Annotated in this window: 11 protein-coding genes (1 of these 11 only partly in view); 4 read left to right on the forward strand and 7 right to left on the reverse strand. The window is 66.5% G+C overall.

Features of this window, described 5'->3' with window-relative positions; translation table 11 throughout:
- Window positions 1-2,989: the final stretch of a non-ribosomal peptide synthase/polyketide synthase gene (locus LZ199_RS03660; protein WP_253992234.1), read on the forward strand. It extends 40,262 nt beyond the left edge of the window; 2,989 of the gene's 43,251 nt are visible here — the last part of the coding sequence; its start codon lies beyond the left edge, outside the window; it ends in the stop codon at window positions 2,987-2,989.
- 180 nt (window positions 2,990-3,169) lie between these two features.
- Here the strand turns inward: LZ199_RS03660 and LZ199_RS03665 are convergent, their stop codons facing one another.
- Window positions 3,170-3,337: a hypothetical protein gene (locus LZ199_RS03665; protein ID WP_253992235.1), complete on the reverse strand. Its 168-nt coding sequence runs from the start codon at window positions 3,335-3,337 to the stop codon at window positions 3,170-3,172.
- A 273-nt stretch (window positions 3,338-3,610) separates the two neighbouring features.
- Between LZ199_RS03665 and LZ199_RS03670 the strand changes: the two genes are divergently transcribed.
- The gene (locus LZ199_RS03670; RefSeq protein WP_253992236.1) at window positions 3,611-5,173 is read left to right on the forward strand and encodes a hypothetical protein; all 1,563 of its coding nucleotides are present in this window, start codon (window positions 3,611-3,613) and stop codon (window positions 5,171-5,173) included.
- Window positions 5,174-5,364: 191 nt separating this feature from the next.
- On the opposite strand, the gene LZ199_RS03675 is transcribed toward LZ199_RS03670, so the two are convergent.
- The 6 genes from LZ199_RS03675 to LZ199_RS03700 all read right to left on the reverse strand — a co-directional run bounded on the left by LZ199_RS03675 (window position 5,365) and on the right by LZ199_RS03700 (window position 13,806).
- A complete protein-coding gene (locus tag LZ199_RS03675; RefSeq protein WP_253992237.1) occupies window positions 5,365-6,834 on the reverse strand; it encodes an FG-GAP repeat domain-containing protein in 1,470 nt (489 codons plus the stop codon).
- A gap of 301 nt (window positions 6,835-7,135) precedes the next feature.
- Window positions 7,136-8,461: a PQQ-dependent sugar dehydrogenase gene (locus tag LZ199_RS03680; RefSeq protein WP_253992238.1), complete on the reverse strand. Its 1,326-nt coding sequence runs from the start codon at window positions 8,459-8,461 to the stop codon at window positions 7,136-7,138.
- A gap of 152 nt (window positions 8,462-8,613) precedes the next feature.
- Window positions 8,614-11,223 carry an MXAN_6230/SCO0854 family RING domain-containing protein gene (locus LZ199_RS03685; RefSeq protein ID WP_253992239.1) on the reverse strand — a complete coding sequence of 870 codons (2,610 nt, stop codon included), beginning with the start codon at window positions 11,221-11,223 and terminating at the stop codon, window positions 8,614-8,616.
- A gap of 141 nt (window positions 11,224-11,364) precedes the next feature.
- Window positions 11,365-12,690: a thioredoxin family protein gene (locus tag LZ199_RS03690; protein ID WP_253992240.1), complete on the reverse strand. Its 1,326-nt coding sequence runs from the start codon at window positions 12,688-12,690 to the stop codon at window positions 11,365-11,367.
- Complete coding sequence (locus tag LZ199_RS03695; RefSeq protein ID WP_323389135.1) at window positions 12,687-12,824, reverse strand: DUF5953 family protein; 138 nt, start codon at window positions 12,822-12,824, stop codon at window positions 12,687-12,689. Before LZ199_RS03695 ends, LZ199_RS03690 begins: the two co-directional genes overlap by 4 nt.
- A 206-nt stretch (window positions 12,825-13,030) precedes the next feature.
- Window positions 13,031-13,806, reverse strand: a protein-coding gene (locus LZ199_RS03700) for an IS5 family transposase (RefSeq protein ID WP_253992242.1) whose coding sequence is annotated in 2 segments (ribosomal slippage) — window positions 13,031-13,455 and window positions 13,455-13,806 — 777 coding nt in all. Because the reading frame shifts where the segments join, the coding sequence is not laid out codon by codon here.
- A 253-nt stretch (window positions 13,807-14,059) separates the two neighbouring features.
- Here LZ199_RS03700 and LZ199_RS03705 point away from each other — a divergent pair.
- Both LZ199_RS03705 and LZ199_RS03710 read left to right on the forward strand, forming a co-directional pair.
- The gene (locus LZ199_RS03705; RefSeq protein ID WP_253992243.1) at window positions 14,060-14,926 is read left to right on the forward strand and encodes a hypothetical protein; all 867 of its coding nucleotides are present in this window, start codon (window positions 14,060-14,062) and stop codon (window positions 14,924-14,926) included.
- Between the two features lie 53 nt (window positions 14,927-14,979).
- The gene (locus LZ199_RS03710) at window positions 14,980-16,467 is read left to right on the forward strand and encodes a phosphoribosyltransferase-like protein (RefSeq protein WP_253992244.1); all 1,488 of its coding nucleotides are present in this window, start codon (window positions 14,980-14,982) and stop codon (window positions 16,465-16,467) included.
- Window positions 16,468-16,474: the final 7 nt, after the last annotated feature.

Genomic DNA, 16,474 nt, shown 5'->3' on the forward strand with positions numbered 1-16,474 from the left:
CGAGCGACTGGTGGAGGAGCTGCAGCCCGCCCGGGATATGGGCCGCACGCCCCTGTTCCAGGCCATGTTCGTGCTCCAGAACGCGCCGACTCCGGAGCTGGCGTTGTCGGACCTGACGCTCAAGGACGTGGACGTGGAGCACAGCTCGACCAAGTTCGAGCTCAACCTCCACCTGGCCCGCGCCTCCGACGGCTACCAGGGCGGACTCGTCTTCAGTACTGACCTGTTCGAGGCCGCCACCGCCGAGCGCCTCATGCGGCACTTCCAGCACCTGCTGGAGCGCGCGCTCGCCACGCCGGATGCACCGTTGGCAACGCTCCCGCTGCTCACGGACGAAGAGCGGAAGCGACTGCTCCCGGACGTCGGTGACGAGGCGCCTCGGCACGGACTGCCCTTCCCTCGACTCTTCGAGGAGCAGGCGGCGAGGACGCCCGAAGCCCCGGCGCTTCGCAGCGAGGACCAGGAGTGGAGCTATCGCCAGCTCGACCAGCGCGCCAACCAGCTCGCGCATCACCTGCGTGCATTGGGTGCCGGGCCGGATGTGCCCGTGGCCCTGTGCCTGGAGCGAGGCGTGGAGGTGGTCGCCGCGTTGCTCGCGGTCCACAAGGCGGGAGCGGCCTACGTCCCGCTGGAGCCGTCACAGCCCGCGGCGCGCCTGCGCGGACTGGTGGAGGAAGTGTCCGCCCCCATCGTCGTGACGGAGGCGCGCCACGCGGGCGCCTTCGATGGGCTCGACGTCCGGTGCGTGCGGATGGATGCGGACGCGACGGTGCTCGCGAGCCAGCCCGTCCACGCGACGGGAGTGGAGGTCGGTCCGGAGCACCTGGCCTACGTGCTCTTCACGTCGGGCAGCACGGGGCGGCCCAAGGGCGTGGCGGTGCCGCACGGCCAGCTCATGAGCTACGTGCACGCGGCCATCGATCGGCTGCGGCTCACCGAGTGCGCGAGCTTCGCGATGGTCTCCACCTTCGCCGCCGACCTGGGCAACACGGTGTTGTTCCCCGCGCTCGTCACGGGCGGACTGCTGCACGTGTTGACGCAGGAGCGGGCGCGGAGTCCGGAGGGCGTGGCCGAGTACTTCCAGCGCCACGCGGTGGACTGCGTGAAGATCGTCCCGTCGCATCTGGCCGCGCTGCTCACGGCGCCGGATCCCCGACGTGTGCTGCCGCGCAAGCGACTGGTGCTGGGCGGCGAGTCGTCCTCGTGGGCGCTCCTGGAGAAGGTCCACGCGCTCGCGCCGGAATGCGAGGTCTTCAATCACTACGGGCCGACGGAGACGACGGTGGGAGTGCTCGCGGGGCGGGTGGAGCTGCCGCCCGGTGACAAGGCTCCCGCGCAGGTCCCGCTCGGCCGGGCCCTGGGGCAGACGCGCCTGTACGTGCTCGATGCGGGTCTGCAACCCGTGCCCGTGGGCATGCCCGGCGAGCTGTACGTGGGGGGTCCCCAGGTGGCCCGAGGCTACTTCGGGCGTCCGGACCTGACGGCGGAGCGCTTCCTCGCGGACCCGTTCAGCACGGCGAGCGAGGCGCGCATGTATCGCACGGGAGACCGGGTGCGCTGGCTCGCGGATGGGCGCATGGAGTTCATCGGACGCATGGACTTCCAAGTGAAGGTGCGCGGCTTCCGGGTGGAACCCGGAGAGGTGGCCGCGGTGCTCCGTGAGCACGAGTCCCTGCGAGACGCCGTCGTGGTGACGCGGGACGATGGCGCGGGCGAGAGGAGGCTCGTGGCCTACGTCGTGGCCTCCAAGTCGTCCGCACCGGATGCGACGATGCTGAGGACGTGGCTCCAGCAGCGCCTGCCCGAGTACATGGTGCCATCCGTCTTCGTCGCCCTGCCCGCCCTGCCCCTGACGCTCAACGGCAAGGTGGACACGCGGGCCCTGCCGGAGCCGTCCCTCGACGCTTCTGGGACGGAGGCCGCGTTGGCTCCGAGGACGCCGTTGGAGTTGCGGCTGGTGCGCATCTGGGAAGAGGTGCTCGGAGTCCGCGCCGTCGGAGTCCGCGCCAGCTTCTTCGAGCTGGGTGGCCACTCGCTGATGGCCGTGCGCCTCATGGCGGCGGTGAGCGAGGCGGTGGGTCGTCCGGTTCCGCTGGCCGCGCTCTTCCAGGCGCCCACGGTGGAGCAGCTCGCGGTGCTGCTCAGCGACAACGCCCCGCTCACCCCGTCCACCGTGGTGCCCTTCGGAGCCCTGCGTCCGGATGGGAAGACGCCGTTCTTCTGCGTGCACCCGGTGGGAGGCAACGTCCTCGCCTACGCCGAGCTGGCCCGCCGACTCGGAACGGACCGTCCCTTCATCGGCCTCCAGGCGCGAGGGGTGAATGGGGAGGCCTCACCGCGAGGCTCCGTCGAGGAGATGGCCCAGGCCTACGTGGCGGCGATGCGTGAGATCCAACCCTCGGGGCCCTACTTGCTGGGAGGCTGGTCGCTCGGCGGCGTCATCGCCTACGAGATGACGCAGCAACTCCGCGCACAGGGAGAACAGGTGGAGCTGCTCGCGCTCATCGACAGCTACGCCCCGGACGTGACGCGAGCCCAGGAGCCGTCGGCGCTGGACCGGTTGCAGGTGGTCGGCATGTTCGCGAGGGACTTGCTCGGAGCCTCGCTGACGAGCCTCGAACTCGACTTCGGCGCGCTCGCCGCGATGGAGCCGGACGCGGTCCTGGAGCATCTGCTCAGCTCGGGAACGCGAGCGGGAGTCCTGCCGCCGGGAACGGACCCCAAGCAACTGAAGGCGCTGCTGCGGGTCTTCGAGGCGAACCTGGGCGCCGCGCGCCGCTACGTGGCGAAGCCCCTGTCTACGCGCGCGGTGCTGTTCAAGGCGACCGAGCACGACGCGGACCTGCCCGCGGATGGAGGATGGTCCTCGCTCATCGGTGAAGGGCTGGAGCGGCACCTGGTGCAGGGAGACCACTACGGCCTGCTGCGTGAGCCCGGCGTGCACACGCTGGCCGAGCGACTGCGGGACGCGCTGAAGTCGTCGCGCTGAGCAGGAACGCGAGGTGGCTGCCGTGACTCGGACTTGGAAGGTCCGGCGCGGCGGCCACTCGCGCGGGCAGGAAGAGCTACTGACAGATGAGCCGCATCCAGATGGTGAAGCTGCCCTCACCGGCCACGTTGCGCTTCCACATCCGGCCCGTGCCGGGAGAGACGTAGACCGTGCTCTCGTTCATGACGCGAGGTTGCACGTCAGGACATGGGTCGTCGCCATCGCCTCGGGCGACGTGTCCTCGGGTGCCTTTTCGCTCGGCTCCTGCGCGAGCGCGGCGCCTCCGCTGAAGACACCCAGGCCACTCGCGACGACTGCGCCCGTGAGGACTCGCTTCCACTGCGTCATGTGCATGTTCTCCATTCGTTGTGGGCTCTGAACCCGTCAACGGCTGGAGAGCGATGGATGCGGATGTGATGGACACGCTGATGACTGGAGCCAGTCCCCTGATGACTGCAGTCATCGGCTGGGGGCCCGAGTGGAACGCTCCACTCCAGTGAAGTCGCGGGGTTGCGAAGTCGGAATGGCTGGCATTCGCGCTGCAATGAGGGAGTGCACGGGCGAGACGACGAACTCCTCGCCGCGGCGGTCCCCCATCGCTTTCCTGAAACAGGTGATCCCATGGTCAAGCTCAAGTCCTCGTCCTTCTCCTCCCCGAAGCTGAACAAGAACCCGGCGGACTCCGCCTCGGTCACCCCGCCGAAGAAGACGCCCTCCGCGAGCCCCACGCAGCAGGACGTGAAGTTCCGCAACCCCACGAATGCGCCCTCGCAGTCGCAGCGACCGACGGATGGGTTCGAGGGCAAGAACCCGACGGCCGGCGGTCGGGGCACGCGCGCGCTGGATGCGCTCTCGAACGTGTCGGGGGCCGCCCTGCCCGCGATGGAGACGCTCGCGAATGTGTCGGGGGCCGCCCTGCCCGCGATGCAGGCGTTCTCGCCCATGATGGCCGGGGGACTGCCGTCGATGCAGTCGCTCTCGCCCATGATGGCCGGAGGACTGCCGTCGATGCAGGCGCCCTCGCCCATGATGGCCGGAGGACTGCCGTCGATGGAGCAGTTCTCTCCCATGAACGCGCCCATGCGGATGGGCGGGATGCCGTCGATGGAGCAGTTCTCGCCCATGAACGCGTCCATGCCGAGAGGCCTGCCCTCGATGGACGGGCTCCCGCAGGGGCTCGGATTCCCCACCGCGCCGCCGATGATGACGCCGAACATGCTGGAGGGCCTGCAGGTGCCCTCGCTGCCGGGCCCCGTCGACTTCGCGCCCCGTGGGCTGCCCTCGCAGCTCCAGGACTTCGCTCCGCCGCCCTCGCTCCAGGACTTCGCGCCGCCGCCCTCGCTCCAGGAGCCCGTCAACCCCGCGCCGCGCGGGCTGCCCCCGCAGTTGAGGGGCTTCGTGCCGGCCCGTGAGGCCACGCCGCTCGCCGCGCCGCAGGCCGAGCCGGAGTCCTCGGGCATCCCGAGCGCCAATGACAAGCGCCCGGCCGGGGACAAGCGCTCGGCGGCGGAGATCGTCGACGACTCGCCCGCGCTGAAGAACCTGGGCCGTCAGAAGGACATCAAGTTCGACCAGCTCTGCAAGCAGACGGGCATCGACCCCAAGCTGGACCTGAAGGACGCGAAGCAGAACCCGGACGCGGTGTTCCGCCTGGCCAAGGTGCTGGAGTTCATCGACAGCGCGAAGGCGTCGAACGGTGGGGACCGGGACAGCAAGGTGAAGAACGGCAAGGGTGACGGCAACATCGAGGGCATCACGAAGAGCGGTGATGCGCGCCACGGCACCGAGGCCGGAATGGTGAAGGACTTCGCCGAACAGGGTTACTCGTTCCTGGGCGAGCAGCAGCTGCCGACGACGAAGGACACGCACGTCAAGGCGGACGGGAGCAACAAGGACAACTTCCAGTGGGCCGCGGGTGAGGCGGGCAAGCACCTGTGGTTCCTGCCGGCGGTGAGCAACGTGCTGACGGGCATCGGCAACTCGGAGGGTGGCGCGAAGGGCGTCTTCGAGGGCGCGGCCAAGGGCTACGTCAACACGCTGAAGGGCGCAGCGGAGGGTGTCCTCGGGGCCGTCACGACGGGCCGGGTGAACCCGGCCTCGCTCCTGCTCGGTGGCGCGGCGGGCGCGCTGGCCAACACGGAGGCCGCTCCGCAGCCGGTGAAGGACATCGCCAGCATGCTGTGAGCTTGAATCGAAGCAGGTGACCCGAGCGGGGAAATGCTCGGTAGAGGGGCCCTCGGAGCAACCTTGCGGCGGCAGGGAAGCTCCGAGGGCCTTTCTATTTCTGGGGCCGCCATGCGCGGCGCGCCCTACCGCCATGAAACAGCGGAGCGAGGGCCCTGAAGCCCCCGCCCCGCCGTGCGCCAACCCCGGCCTCAGTTGCAGTAGGGCGGCAGGAACGGGCCGAAGGCGATGCAGGTTCGCGAGGCCTCGTCATTGGCCGCGTTGGGGTCCATGGGGGAGCTGGCCGTCCGGCGGGCCGTGACGGCGTAGAACCGACCGATGGAGTACAGGTGCCCGGGGACGGTGAAGGACTGGCTCTGCGTGTCCCCCGGAGCGATAGCGCCGAAGCCGCAGGTGACGCTTCCATCGCCCGGCGTGCACTGGCCGGACGCGGCAGCCAGCGGGGCGGGCAGCGAGGCGGTGATGGTGGCCGTGTCGAGCAGATCAGGGCCGTTGTTCGTCACGTACACGTCGTAGCGGACGGCCGGCTTGTGGTGGTTGAAGAGGGGCTTGGCCACGAGCCGCACCGCGAGGTCCGCGGCGGCTCCGGTCGTGTTGAGGAACACGACGGCGGTGTTGGCCAGCTCCTTGGCCACGACGATGTCCGGCCGGCCGTCCCCGTTCCAGTCCGCGACGTCGATGTCGGAGGCCGGGCTGATGGTGGAGAGGACAATGGGCTGGGCGAAGGTGCCATCGCCCTGGTTGAGGAGCACCGTGACGTCCGGCCCGGTGACAGAGGCCACGGCCACATCGAGCGTGCCGTCCAGGTTGAAGTCCGCGAGGGCGAGGTCCCTGGCGTTGACCGTGGTGTTGGACTGGATGAGCGTACCGTAGGTGTTGTCGCCCGTGCTGGGTGTGGCGGAGACGTAGTTGTTGCCCGCCACGATGAGGTCCCTGAGACCATCACCGGTGGCGTCCCCCAGCGCGAGCCGGGCGGCCAGGTTGGGCGCGGTGGAGTTCACGAGCGACGGGAACCTCCCGGTGCCGTCGCCGGCCTGGATGGCCATGACGCCGGCGGCGTTCAAGCCGACGATGTCGACGTGGCCGTCTCCGGTGACGTCCGCCATGGCGACGTCCAGCGTCTGGGGAGACAGGAGCACGGGCCGCTCGGTGCGGAACTCGACGCCGGGGGCGGTGACGATGAAGACGAACTGGTTCGAGGGGGAGAAGGTGATCAGCTCCGGCGTCGGGGTACCCTCGACGAGGTTGGCGACGGCGAGTCCGCGAACGGCCGCGGGCTCGTTCGAGACTTGGGCCACGCCGGGTGTCGTGGACAGGAAGCCGCCCGCGCCGTCGCCGTAGAACGTGGCGACGACGTTGCTGCCCGCGACGGCGACGTCGGGGTTGCCATCCCCGTTGAAGTCCGAGATGCCGGCGACGGAGACCGGCAGGGTGATGCTGGGGGGCAGAGGCACCGTGATCGGGATCGCGAGCATCCCCGTCGTCAAGCCGAGCTGGATGGCAAGGGAGTGGTCGAGGGTGCTCACGATGGCGACGTCAGGGACGCCGTCCTTGTTGAAGTCAGCGGCCGCCACGTACCGGGGGCCCGGGCCCGTGGAGGACTCCACCGGGGCCGCGAAGGTGGCGGGAGGAGCGGCCCATGCGGGGGCGGAGAGGCCCATCAGTCCGAAAGACAGCAGGGCCGGAGTGAGGTGGCGGGAGGAGCGGAGGCGCTTCGGGATGACATGGGCACGTCCTGGAACGCTGGAGTCGCTGCGAAATGGCGCGACCCAACGTGCGTCCCGCGTCCCACATAGGCGCCTGTCCCGAAGCGCGAGCCGGCATGTCCTCCGGTACGAGCCCCCTGACGGCCAATCGCTAAACGGCGGGTCGCCACCCCTTCCCTCTCAACGTCGCCGGAACGCGCTCCCCAAGTGACTCGGTCCTTGGGGAGCACGAATCCCGCTGTGCTGAGCAGGAACCTCAGCGCGGTGTGACCTTGAGCAGCTTGCCGTTGGTGGCGTCGGTCAGCAGGTAGAGGGCGCCATCGGGCCCCTGCACCACCTCGCGGATGCGCTCGGCGCGGTCCTTGAGCAGATGCTCTTCGCCCACGACGAGGTCATTGCGCACCATGAGCCGCACCAGGGCCTGGCTGACCAGTCCTCCCACGAAGATGTCATTGCGCCACTCGGGGAACAGGGACCCCGTGTAGATGGCCATCCCCGAGGGGGCAATCACCGGGTCCCAGTAGTACACGGGCTGCTCCATGCCCGGGCCCTGGGGGCTGTCGTGGATGGGCGCGCCGGAGTACTCCTCGCCATACCCGATGGTGGGCCAGCCGTAGTCCTTGCCCTTCTCGGGCCGGTTGAGCTCGTCGCCCCCCTTTGGCCCCATCTCCACCGTCCACAGCCGATTCTGGCTGTCGAGCGCCGCCGACAGGATGTTGCGGTGGCCCACCGACCAGATTTCCGGCTTCGCGTCCTGCGTGTTCACGAACGGGTTGTCCTGGGGCACGGAGCCGTCGGGATTGATGCGGACCACCTTGCCGAAGTGGCTCTTCACGTCCCGCGCCTGCACCCGGCCCGCGAGGATGGAGCGCTCTCCGAGCGTGACGAACAGCTTGCCATCGGGGGTGAACACCAGCCGTCCTCCCGAGTGCAGCGTCGACTCGAGGGTGGGCATCATGCGGAAGATGACCTGGACATTCTCCACGCGAGGCTGCGCACCATCCACGAGCTTCGCGCGCGCCACCGCCAGCCCGTTGCCGCCCGTGCGTGGCTCGGCATAGGTCCAGTAGATGAGTTGGCTCTGTGCGTAGTCGGGGCCGACCTCCACATCGAGCAGCCCTCCCTGTCCACGGGCATCCACGGCGGGCAGCCCCGAGACAGCGGGAGACTTCGCGCCCTGCGGAGTGACGATGTAGAGCGAGCCGGTGGCCTTCTCCGTCACGAGCATGCGCTGGTCGGGCAGGAAGGCGATGGCCCAGGGGTTCCTGAAGCCGGAAGCAATCTCAGTGACCTGGATGGCCGTCTTCGATTGGATGGCCGGGGCGCGTGTCTGCTCGGGGAAGGCCCGAGAGAACTCGGGCACGTTGGGCGGATCCTGAGGGACAGGGGGGCCGCTCGGAAGGGCACCCGCGTCTTCAGGTGGGACACCCGCGTCTTCAGGCGGGACGCCCGCGTCTTCCGGCGGGACACCCGCATCCTGCTGCGGAACGCCCGAGTCTGGGGGCGTCGGCGTGGGGTCGGGATCATCACTGCAGCCGACGAGGAGGGCGGCGACGACGAGGGGCATCGACAGGATTCGCATGCGACTCACTCCTGGGGGATGAGGGGGAGAGGAAGTTGCTGTCATGCGTCCTGGCGCGCAAGCCTCATGGCGGCAAGGCCGTGATTCAGCCCGCGACCGAGCGGCGCCGGGCATGCGACGGTGGAAAGTTACGCCGCTTCGCAGCCCCTGCCCTACACCTTCAACGCGGCCACCAGGTCGCCCGCGGCCAGCCGGGTGACCTCCTCGGCGGAGGTGTGCAGGAAGCGCAGGGCATACCCCTCGCTTCCCGAGGGGAGCGCGGGCACATCCGTCATCCCCGCGAAGAACGTGGGCGCGGTGCCAGGCGTGAAGCTCCTCGCGGTGGCGTCCGCCTCGATGCTCCGCACCTTGCGCAGGAAGGCCGCGGTGTCCTCGCCCATGGCCCGCTTCAGGACGGACACGGTGCCATCGCGGCGCCGGATGGACACCGTGCGGCTGCGCGCGGCGGCATGCAGACACGCCAGCTCCCACAGCGTGGGCCGGGCACCGGTGCCGAAATAGGCCAGCGTGTCCTTGCCCAGGTGCGCGAGGTCTCCACGAGAGCGCCTCACGCTCTGGAAGCCATCCTCGGGAGGGACCTTCACGTCCACCCAGCGAAGCTGCTTCTCGACGAGGTCGATGACGAGCGGCACCGAAATCTGCGCGCTCCCCTGCAGGTCGAAGCGCTGCTCCACCGTGCGCGCATCGAAGTGCGGTCCCTCGTCCCCGTCCCGGACCATGAAGCCGGCGAACGCGTCGTCCATCCGGTCGAACGAGACGCTGTTGAAGGAGAAGACCACGGGGATGGCATAGCGCACGCCCCGGGCGAGCAGACGCTCGGCGTGGATGTCCAGGAACTCGGCGCCCCCCAGCGGCGCGGCGCCCGACGTGACATCGCCCGAATGCACCGCGGCGTCATCCTCCAGCCGCAGGTTCGTGAAGTCACACAGGTCCACCAGCCACCAGTCCTTGTCGTAGAAGGCCACCGACAGGTCCAGGTCCACCCGCGTGCTCTCCGGCTCCGTCCAGTAGACGAAGAAGCGCAGGCTCTTCCCCTCCGGCAGCGGCAACAGGCTCCCGCGCGGCACCGCCACCAGCGCCCGCGACGCCGTCTTCTCCGCCATGGGCACCAGCAAGTCGGAGAGCGCCTCGTCGAGCACCGCTTGAGGGAAGGACGGCAGGGCCTCCGCGCGGCGGAGCAGCTCCCGCTCCAGCGGCGCCACGAGCTGGCCAATCACGTCTCCCGGGAGCAACGGGCGACGGTCCTCCATGCCCCAGGCATGGGTGGCCTCGCCCTTCGGGAAGAAGATGCGCCGGGCGAACGGCTGGTGCCTCTTTCGCAGGTGCGCCGACGCGGCGAGCAGCAACGCGGGCGAGGCCCGGGGCAGCACGGCATGAAGCGTCGCGAGCAGCTCCGGCTCGAGCGGCGCGGAGCCCGAGCGCGCCACCGCGAGCCGGCTCACATGGTCCAGCCTGCGCAAGAGCTCACCCGGCCGCTGCCGCAGGAGCCGCAGCGCACCTGGAAGCTCCTTCGCGCGCAACGAAGCCTCGACCCGTGAGGTCCAGGAGCGGAACTCCACGACGACGCCACCGTCGACCTCCCGCGACTGGAAGGACTCCGGATGCTCGCGGGCCATTGCCAGCAACGTCGCGCCGAACGGCGTCCCCGGGGAGAGCACCGTCCCGCGCAGGACGCAGAACGCGAGCGAGACCTTGGGATGGCGCTGCCAGTCCTCGAAGACGTGCAGCAGCCCGCCGAAGGCCTTCCACAGGCCCGGGTTCCGCCCGACATCCTCGGTGAGGTTCAGCAGGGAGAAGCCCTCCATCATCCGGAGGACGGCACGTCGCACCGGGCGCGGAGGGCTCTTCAGGGGCACCTTGACGGAGAGGTCGGGGTTGCCACCCGCCCACGCCACCAGCACGCGGAGCATGTCCGTGGCGGTCTTCACATGGGCGGCGGCGCCTGCCAGCACGTCACCCACCGTCCGGGAGTCCCGGAGCAGCAGCCCCACGACGAGCGCCAGGGTCTCCTTCACCGGGATGCGCGGCGGCAGCCAGCCCAGCACGCGCGTGCCGAAGGAGGACACGAGCCGCTTCAAGATCTCCAGGTCGCGCGGGTTGAGCACGGTGGACCGGGACACCAGTCGCCGCAGCAGCCCGCTCGCCGTGGCCTCGGGGTCGGTGCCCAACGACAACCGCGTCAGTCGGTACCCGCGCAGGACATAGGGGCCCTGGGAGACGCCCTTGAGTCGCGTGGGCTGCAGGAAGGGGTCCGTGGGCGACAGTCGGCCATGGCAGATGGGACAGGCGCTGTAGTCCTGCCCGTCGAAGCAGTCCTGGCAGACCAGATGGGCGCACGGCGACAGCGCGAGCACCCTGCCCTGCGCACCGCAGTGGATGCACGGCTGTTCGATGTTCTGGAACAGCCACCCCAGCATCCGCTGCACGAACAACGCCTGCGTGTCGCGCGGGACGCTCTGGGGGAAACCTCGGAACAGCGGGACGAAGGGGCGGTCCTGCCCTACTGTCGCGGCGCAGTTCTCGTAGATGAAGTGGCCGGACGCGGCCAGGGCTTCGGAGGGGAGCGCGAGCAGCGCCTCCCGGAGGTTGCCCGCGAGCACATAGCCCACCCCCGCGAGGTCCGCCTCCAGGGCGACCAGTGCCTCCGCGCGCGCCTTTCCGTCATCACCAGCAGACAGGCCCGAGGGGGGAAAGACGAGCCCCGTGGTCCAGAGCAACAGCGCGGCGGAATCGCCCGTCAGCTCGATCGAAGGGGCGCCCATGATGACTCCCTATGAGAGGGGAAAAAGCGGGGCGGAGAGCGGATGAGCTACCTCGTAGGAGTGAGAAGGAAGCACACCCAGAGCCGCCCCGCGCGGAACCCTACCAAGGCCTCGGGAGTGCCGCCAAGGTAGAGGCTTCGCTCACTTCGCGCCCGGGAGCGCGGACAGGGCGGCTCGCACCGCGTCCACCGCGTACTGGGAGAACTCGCGCTGCATCCTGGGCAGCCGCTCCGCCTCCACAAGCGCCGTCTCCAGGTCCTTGCGCGCCTCGTCCACGCGGCCCGCTCGCTCCAGCGTCCGCGCCCGACTCAACCACACCGCCAACCGTCGGCCGCCCTGGGCCCGCTTCAGCGCACGGTCCGTCGCGGCGAGCGCCTCGTCATGACGGCCGAGCTCTCGGAGGTTCGCGGCCACCCGCGTGCTGGCGGAGAAGTCGTCCGGGAGCTCCCGCTCCGTCTGGATGAAGAGTTCGAGGGTGTCCGCCAGGTGCCCGCTCAACTCCGCGGCGCTGTAGAGCGGGGGATCCCACGCCGCCCTGCCCCGCGCCGTGGTCTCCCCGGCGCGGTATGCGAGCACCTGCGCGTAGTACTGCTCGGAGAGCTTCCGGGCGCCCTCCTTGTCGCCCCGCGACTGGAGGAGGTCCGCCATGGAGTCGTAGAGCCAGGTCTGGCTCTTCGTGCCGGACTGCTGGGCCTGGGCGAAGGCCGTCTCGAAGTGGCCCTCCAGCGCCTTCATGGCCGGCGCGGCCCAGGGCTTGGGCTCATTGGCGTAGCGTGCGCACGAGTAGCCGGTGCTCGCCGGGCCCGCTCGCACTTCCTCGTCGAGGCTTGGGACTGTCCTCACCGCGTACTCCGCGCAGACCTGGAAGGCCTCGGCGTTCCACAGCGCATTGAGCGCGGACTCCACGGCCCGGGCGCGGCGACTCCAATCCGGGGCGCCCTGCTCCACTGCCTCCTGATACTTGCGCGCCGCCAGCTCGTGCTCCCTCCGGGCATGGGCGCGGTCCCCTTCGAGCAGCAGCAGCTCCGGCCCAGACACCTGGGCGCTCAACGCGCGTCGGGCATCGTCGAGCAGCGCCAGGACATCCTCCAATCCCGCGCCTCCCATCCAGCGCAACGCGGGCGTCTCCGTTGCGGAGTCGAGCACCAGCAACGTGGGCAGGTTGTCCACGGGGAAGCGCTCCAGGAGCGGCTCATTGATGGGGTCATCCACGTCCACGGCGAGCAGGACATAGTCCTTCGCCTTCGCGATGAAGCCGGGAGCGGCGAAGACCTGGGCCTCCATGGTCCGACAGGGCGGACACCACACCGCGCCGAAGTCGATGAAGAGCGGCTTGCGCTCGGCGCGGGCCTGGGCGAGCGCCGCGGCGTAGTCGTTCTGGATGAACGTCGCGTGCTCGGGAGGACGCGCTTTCGTGGTGGCACAGCCCACGAGGACCACGAGACAGACAGGGAGGAGCCGCTTCATGGGAAGAGATCGTAGTCCACCGTCCCGCGACCGCCGATCTCCGGGAAGCGCTCGTAGGCCCGCTGAAGCGCGTCCAGTCCAAATGCGCTGAGCGGGATTACCAAAGTCGAGCCGCATATCCGTGAGCCGGACAACCCACCCGCTCGTCGCGGTACGCCGCGCGTGAAATCAACTCGGCGTCGCGGGCGGGGTCCGGCATGTTGGGCACCCGGCGCTCTGCGCGCAGCCTACCTCGATGGAGCACGCGCCACGGACGCAGCGCGGTTCAGACTCGCGCGTGCATCTTAGAATTCCTTTCAAATTCAAAATCTCCTCGGGTGCCATGTGTCTAGAGGTGATCTCAGAATTGCCTCAAGAGGATGAGGATGCACCCCAGGTGCAGGAAGCCGAGGAAGTTCTCGACCTTCACTTCGTAGCGAGTGACGAGGCGACGGAAGTTCTGGAGCCAGGCAAAGAGTCGCTCCACTTTCCAGCGGCGGCGGTATCGGCGCAACTCGCGCCCATCCTGGGTCTTCGTCTTACGCCCCCGTCGGTGGGGAGCAATCAACTTCACTCCCCGCTCGTTCCACAGTCGCTCGTCGAGCTTGTCGGCGTCGTAGGCCTTGTCGCCGATGAGTCGGTGGGGAAGCTCGTCGATGAGGCTCTCATCAAGGATGCTCTCGATGAGCTTGGTTTCGTGGGGAGAAGCGCTTGCCGCGCCAATGGCGAGAGGAAGACCAGCGCCGTCTGCAGCTGCCATGACCTTCGTCCCCTTGCCCCTCTTGGTCTTCCCGACACAGGGCCCCCCTTTTTCGCCGAGGCGAAGAACGCGTCGACGAAGCCCTCCTCCAGGTCGAATCCCCCGCGCTCCTTGAGGTCCATGGCCAAGGCGCGCAGGACGGCTCGGAAGGTGCCGTCCTTCACCCACCCCTGGAACCAGCGGTGGACCGTCTTGAAAGGCGGGTACTTCTCCCGCGGCAGTTCGCTCCACTGCGCTCCGGTCCGAAGAATCCACAGGATGCCGTCCCACAGCGCCCGGGAGGGCGTGGGCGTTCGCCCAGGCCGGTCCTCCCGCTTCAACTTCCGCGCGGGAAGCAGCGGCTCAATCAGGCTCCACTGTTCGTCTGTCAGGTCCACCGGTCAGCTTCGAGCATGTCCATCCCCTGCTTGTCGATCAGCGGCCCGGCCTTCGCCCCCATGCCTGCTCGCTCAATTTCGAGACCAGCTCTAGAGACCGACACCAGATCAACAACACCTGGATGATTCAGCTCAATACCCGCTCATCAGCAGTCCGGTCGAGCATCGCGCACCAACGTGACCCTTTCGGAGCGCGGACCCGTCACGCAATCTACTCAATGAACATACTATTGACGAGCTAGGCGCGCCGTGCATGAATTGGGAGCGAACCCAATTGACATGGGAGACAGGTGATGAGGTACGGAGAATTGAGAAGGGCAACGCCATGCCGTATTCTCAGCCACACAGGGGACTGACTCAACACAATGCTCTTCGGATTACCGAAATCACAAGCATGTCGCCACGCAAACAAATTCGCAAACCAATCCCCAAATCCATCATAACTTCGGTCCTCACGAAGAGCGCTCGCAACTGCGCTCTCTGTTTTGGACTCAAAAAAGAGTTGACCGCCAAGCAAGGTCAAATCGCGCATATCGACGGCAATCGCGCGAACCACAAGGAAGACAATCTCGCATTTCTTTGCCTGGAGCACCACGACCAGCTTGATAGCCAAGCAAGTCAAAGCAAGGGCCTCACCCAAGAGGAGGTAAAGTTTTACCGAAATCGTCTCTATTACGCTGTCGAGAACTGGGATCCTGAAACCAAACCGCGCTCACAACCCCAAGACCATATTCAACTGCCGCAATATGGCTCGGTTCGCGAAATGAGGATCGACATTCTTCAGAAAGCCATGCGGCAGGCCGGGATTTGGACTCAGAGGCTGACAAGTCCTGCTCGACAGTCCAAGCCCCCTCAAGATCTTCTCACTGGGTTTACTGAGGCGTTCGCGGAATTTCAACGAGCCCGCCTCGATGCGCTGCTCTATGTGGACTCCGAAACGGCAGCCACGCTGGGAGAAATGGCCCACTCCCTGAGCCGAGCGCATCTATATCGCACTAAAGGCGATCTTGCCAACTGGATGCGCTCAGATGAGCACTTTGAGAACTACGCCACTCACCTCTCTCAAGTGGAAGATCGATTGCGTAAGTTGCTATTCCCAATGTCTCAGCGGCGAGCATGAAGAATCACATTGAATCCGACCAACACATCCCCACTTAAGCACTTTGTTCCAATATGAAATTCCCACACTCAATCAAGAGTGACCTCGATGAGGTCAGCGCAATCATTGACAATTGGCCAGTCAGAATCGACTTCGACAGCGTCATCAAGTGGATTCTCCAGTTCGACTCTCCCGATCACAATCTGGCCCTCAGGATCATTCGCAACCTCAACATCATAGGCCAAGAGGATATAAACAACGCCCTTGCAATCGCATACAGCAAGCTGATGCGTAAAGCTGTCGAGAAAAACGCCAGAATAACCAGCAACAATACTCTATTCGCCGGAATTGGGAACGCCGGCAAAAGTGGCTCCATGGTGAGCTACCACTTTCGACTCATCAATGAACTCTCGGAAGAAAATTTCATAGGTCCAGAATCTCAGCACTATCTCGAACAAGGGAGAATTGACAACATCGTCCTAGTCGACGACATCATATCAACCGGCAATCAAGCCACAAACGAGATAAACGAACTCGCAGAGAAAGTCACGCCGCTTGGAGTCAAAAATATCTTCGTACTTTCCGTATGCGGCTTTCAAGACGGAATCATCAAAGTCGAAAACCAAACCAAAGCGCACACATTTTCGGCTCTTGAGTATACACCTGCCGACACTGTCACATCCCTGGACTCAAAGTTCTACGAGGGAGTACCCCATGATAAACGACAGCAGTTGCTCTCAAGGCTCAGCTACTATGGCAACACATGCGCCAAGTCAGGGCTCGGATACGGCAACATCGGATCCCTGATTGTTTTTCACTACAATACGCCTAACTCCACCATTCCCGTGATCTGGGGGAGCCTCAATGACTGGATTCCTCTTTTCCGGCGAGTGCGCCGCATCAATGGAATAACATCGCACTATAAGCAGATCGACAAGGCGGTTGAAACGAAACTGCAGTCAAGCGAAAGACAATCCGCACCCGCTCCAGCCCCCGCTGCCTCGCCAAGCGCCACGCTGACGATGTTTGTGGAAGGAAAGTATGATGAGCTGTTTTTCGACCGCCTTGTCGAAGATAAGTCCCTCGCTAGCCTACTCGGCTTTTCCGACGTTTCCATAGTTTCACTCGGCGCGTCCTATCTCTCGCCGCGGCTGGTGCAAACACTAGTCCGCACCTCATCCCCAGCCATGTTTATACTCGATGATGACTGGAAAGGACGTTCGCCTCGCGACAAACTCATCGAAAACCTACAGGGAATCCCTTGTGTGTTTTTGCGTCCAAGCACATTTTGCCTTGTTGACCTACTCAGCCTATTTACTGACCCCGAGTTCGAAGCCGAGCTGGGGCCTCTTCCGCCGGAGCCAGCAGAAGTTCCAGCACCCGCTGTATTCCAGATGGTCGAGCAGCGCCTGCTCAGAAGGCAGCCTCCATCGGTCAGTCAGGAGCGAATCAGGAGAATCGTCGCATCGCACTTAAACGCCCCGATGCTTGAGGAATTCATTAAAAAGGCTAAAGAAGCGCTGGAAAAGAAAACAAGCGAACAAGTAAGTGCGCTTGGCTAAGCAAGGA

Origin of the sequence: Myxococcus qinghaiensis (assembly GCF_024198215.1) — a bacterium.
GTDB classification, from domain to species: Bacteria; Myxococcota; Myxococcia; order Myxococcales; family Myxococcaceae; genus Myxococcus; species Myxococcus qinghaiensis.

Coding starts and splice junctions, on each gene's coding strand:
- LZ199_RS03665 (WP_253992235.1), bottom strand. CDS start 3,337: ATGACGCAGTGGAAGCGAGTCCTCACGGGCGCAGTCGTCGCGAGTGGC.
- LZ199_RS03670 (WP_253992236.1), top strand. CDS start 3,611: ATGGTCAAGCTCAAGTCCTCGTCCTTCTCCTCCCCGAAGCTGAACAAG.
- LZ199_RS03675 (WP_253992237.1), bottom strand. CDS start 6,834: ATGGGCCTCTCCGCCCCCGCATGGGCCGCTCCTCCCGCCACCTTCGCG.
- LZ199_RS03680 (WP_253992238.1), bottom strand. CDS start 8,461: ATGCGAATCCTGTCGATGCCCCTCGTCGTCGCCGCCCTCCTCGTCGGC.
- LZ199_RS03685 (WP_253992239.1), bottom strand. CDS start 11,223: ATGGGCGCCCCTTCGATCGAGCTGACGGGCGATTCCGCCGCGCTGTTG.
- LZ199_RS03690 (WP_253992240.1), bottom strand. CDS start 12,690: ATGAAGCGGCTCCTCCCTGTCTGTCTCGTGGTCCTCGTGGGCTGTGCC.
- LZ199_RS03705 (WP_253992243.1), top strand. CDS start 14,060: ATGAATTGGGAGCGAACCCAATTGACATGGGAGACAGGTGATGAGGTA.
- LZ199_RS03710 (WP_253992244.1), top strand. CDS start 14,980: ATGAAATTCCCACACTCAATCAAGAGTGACCTCGATGAGGTCAGCGCA.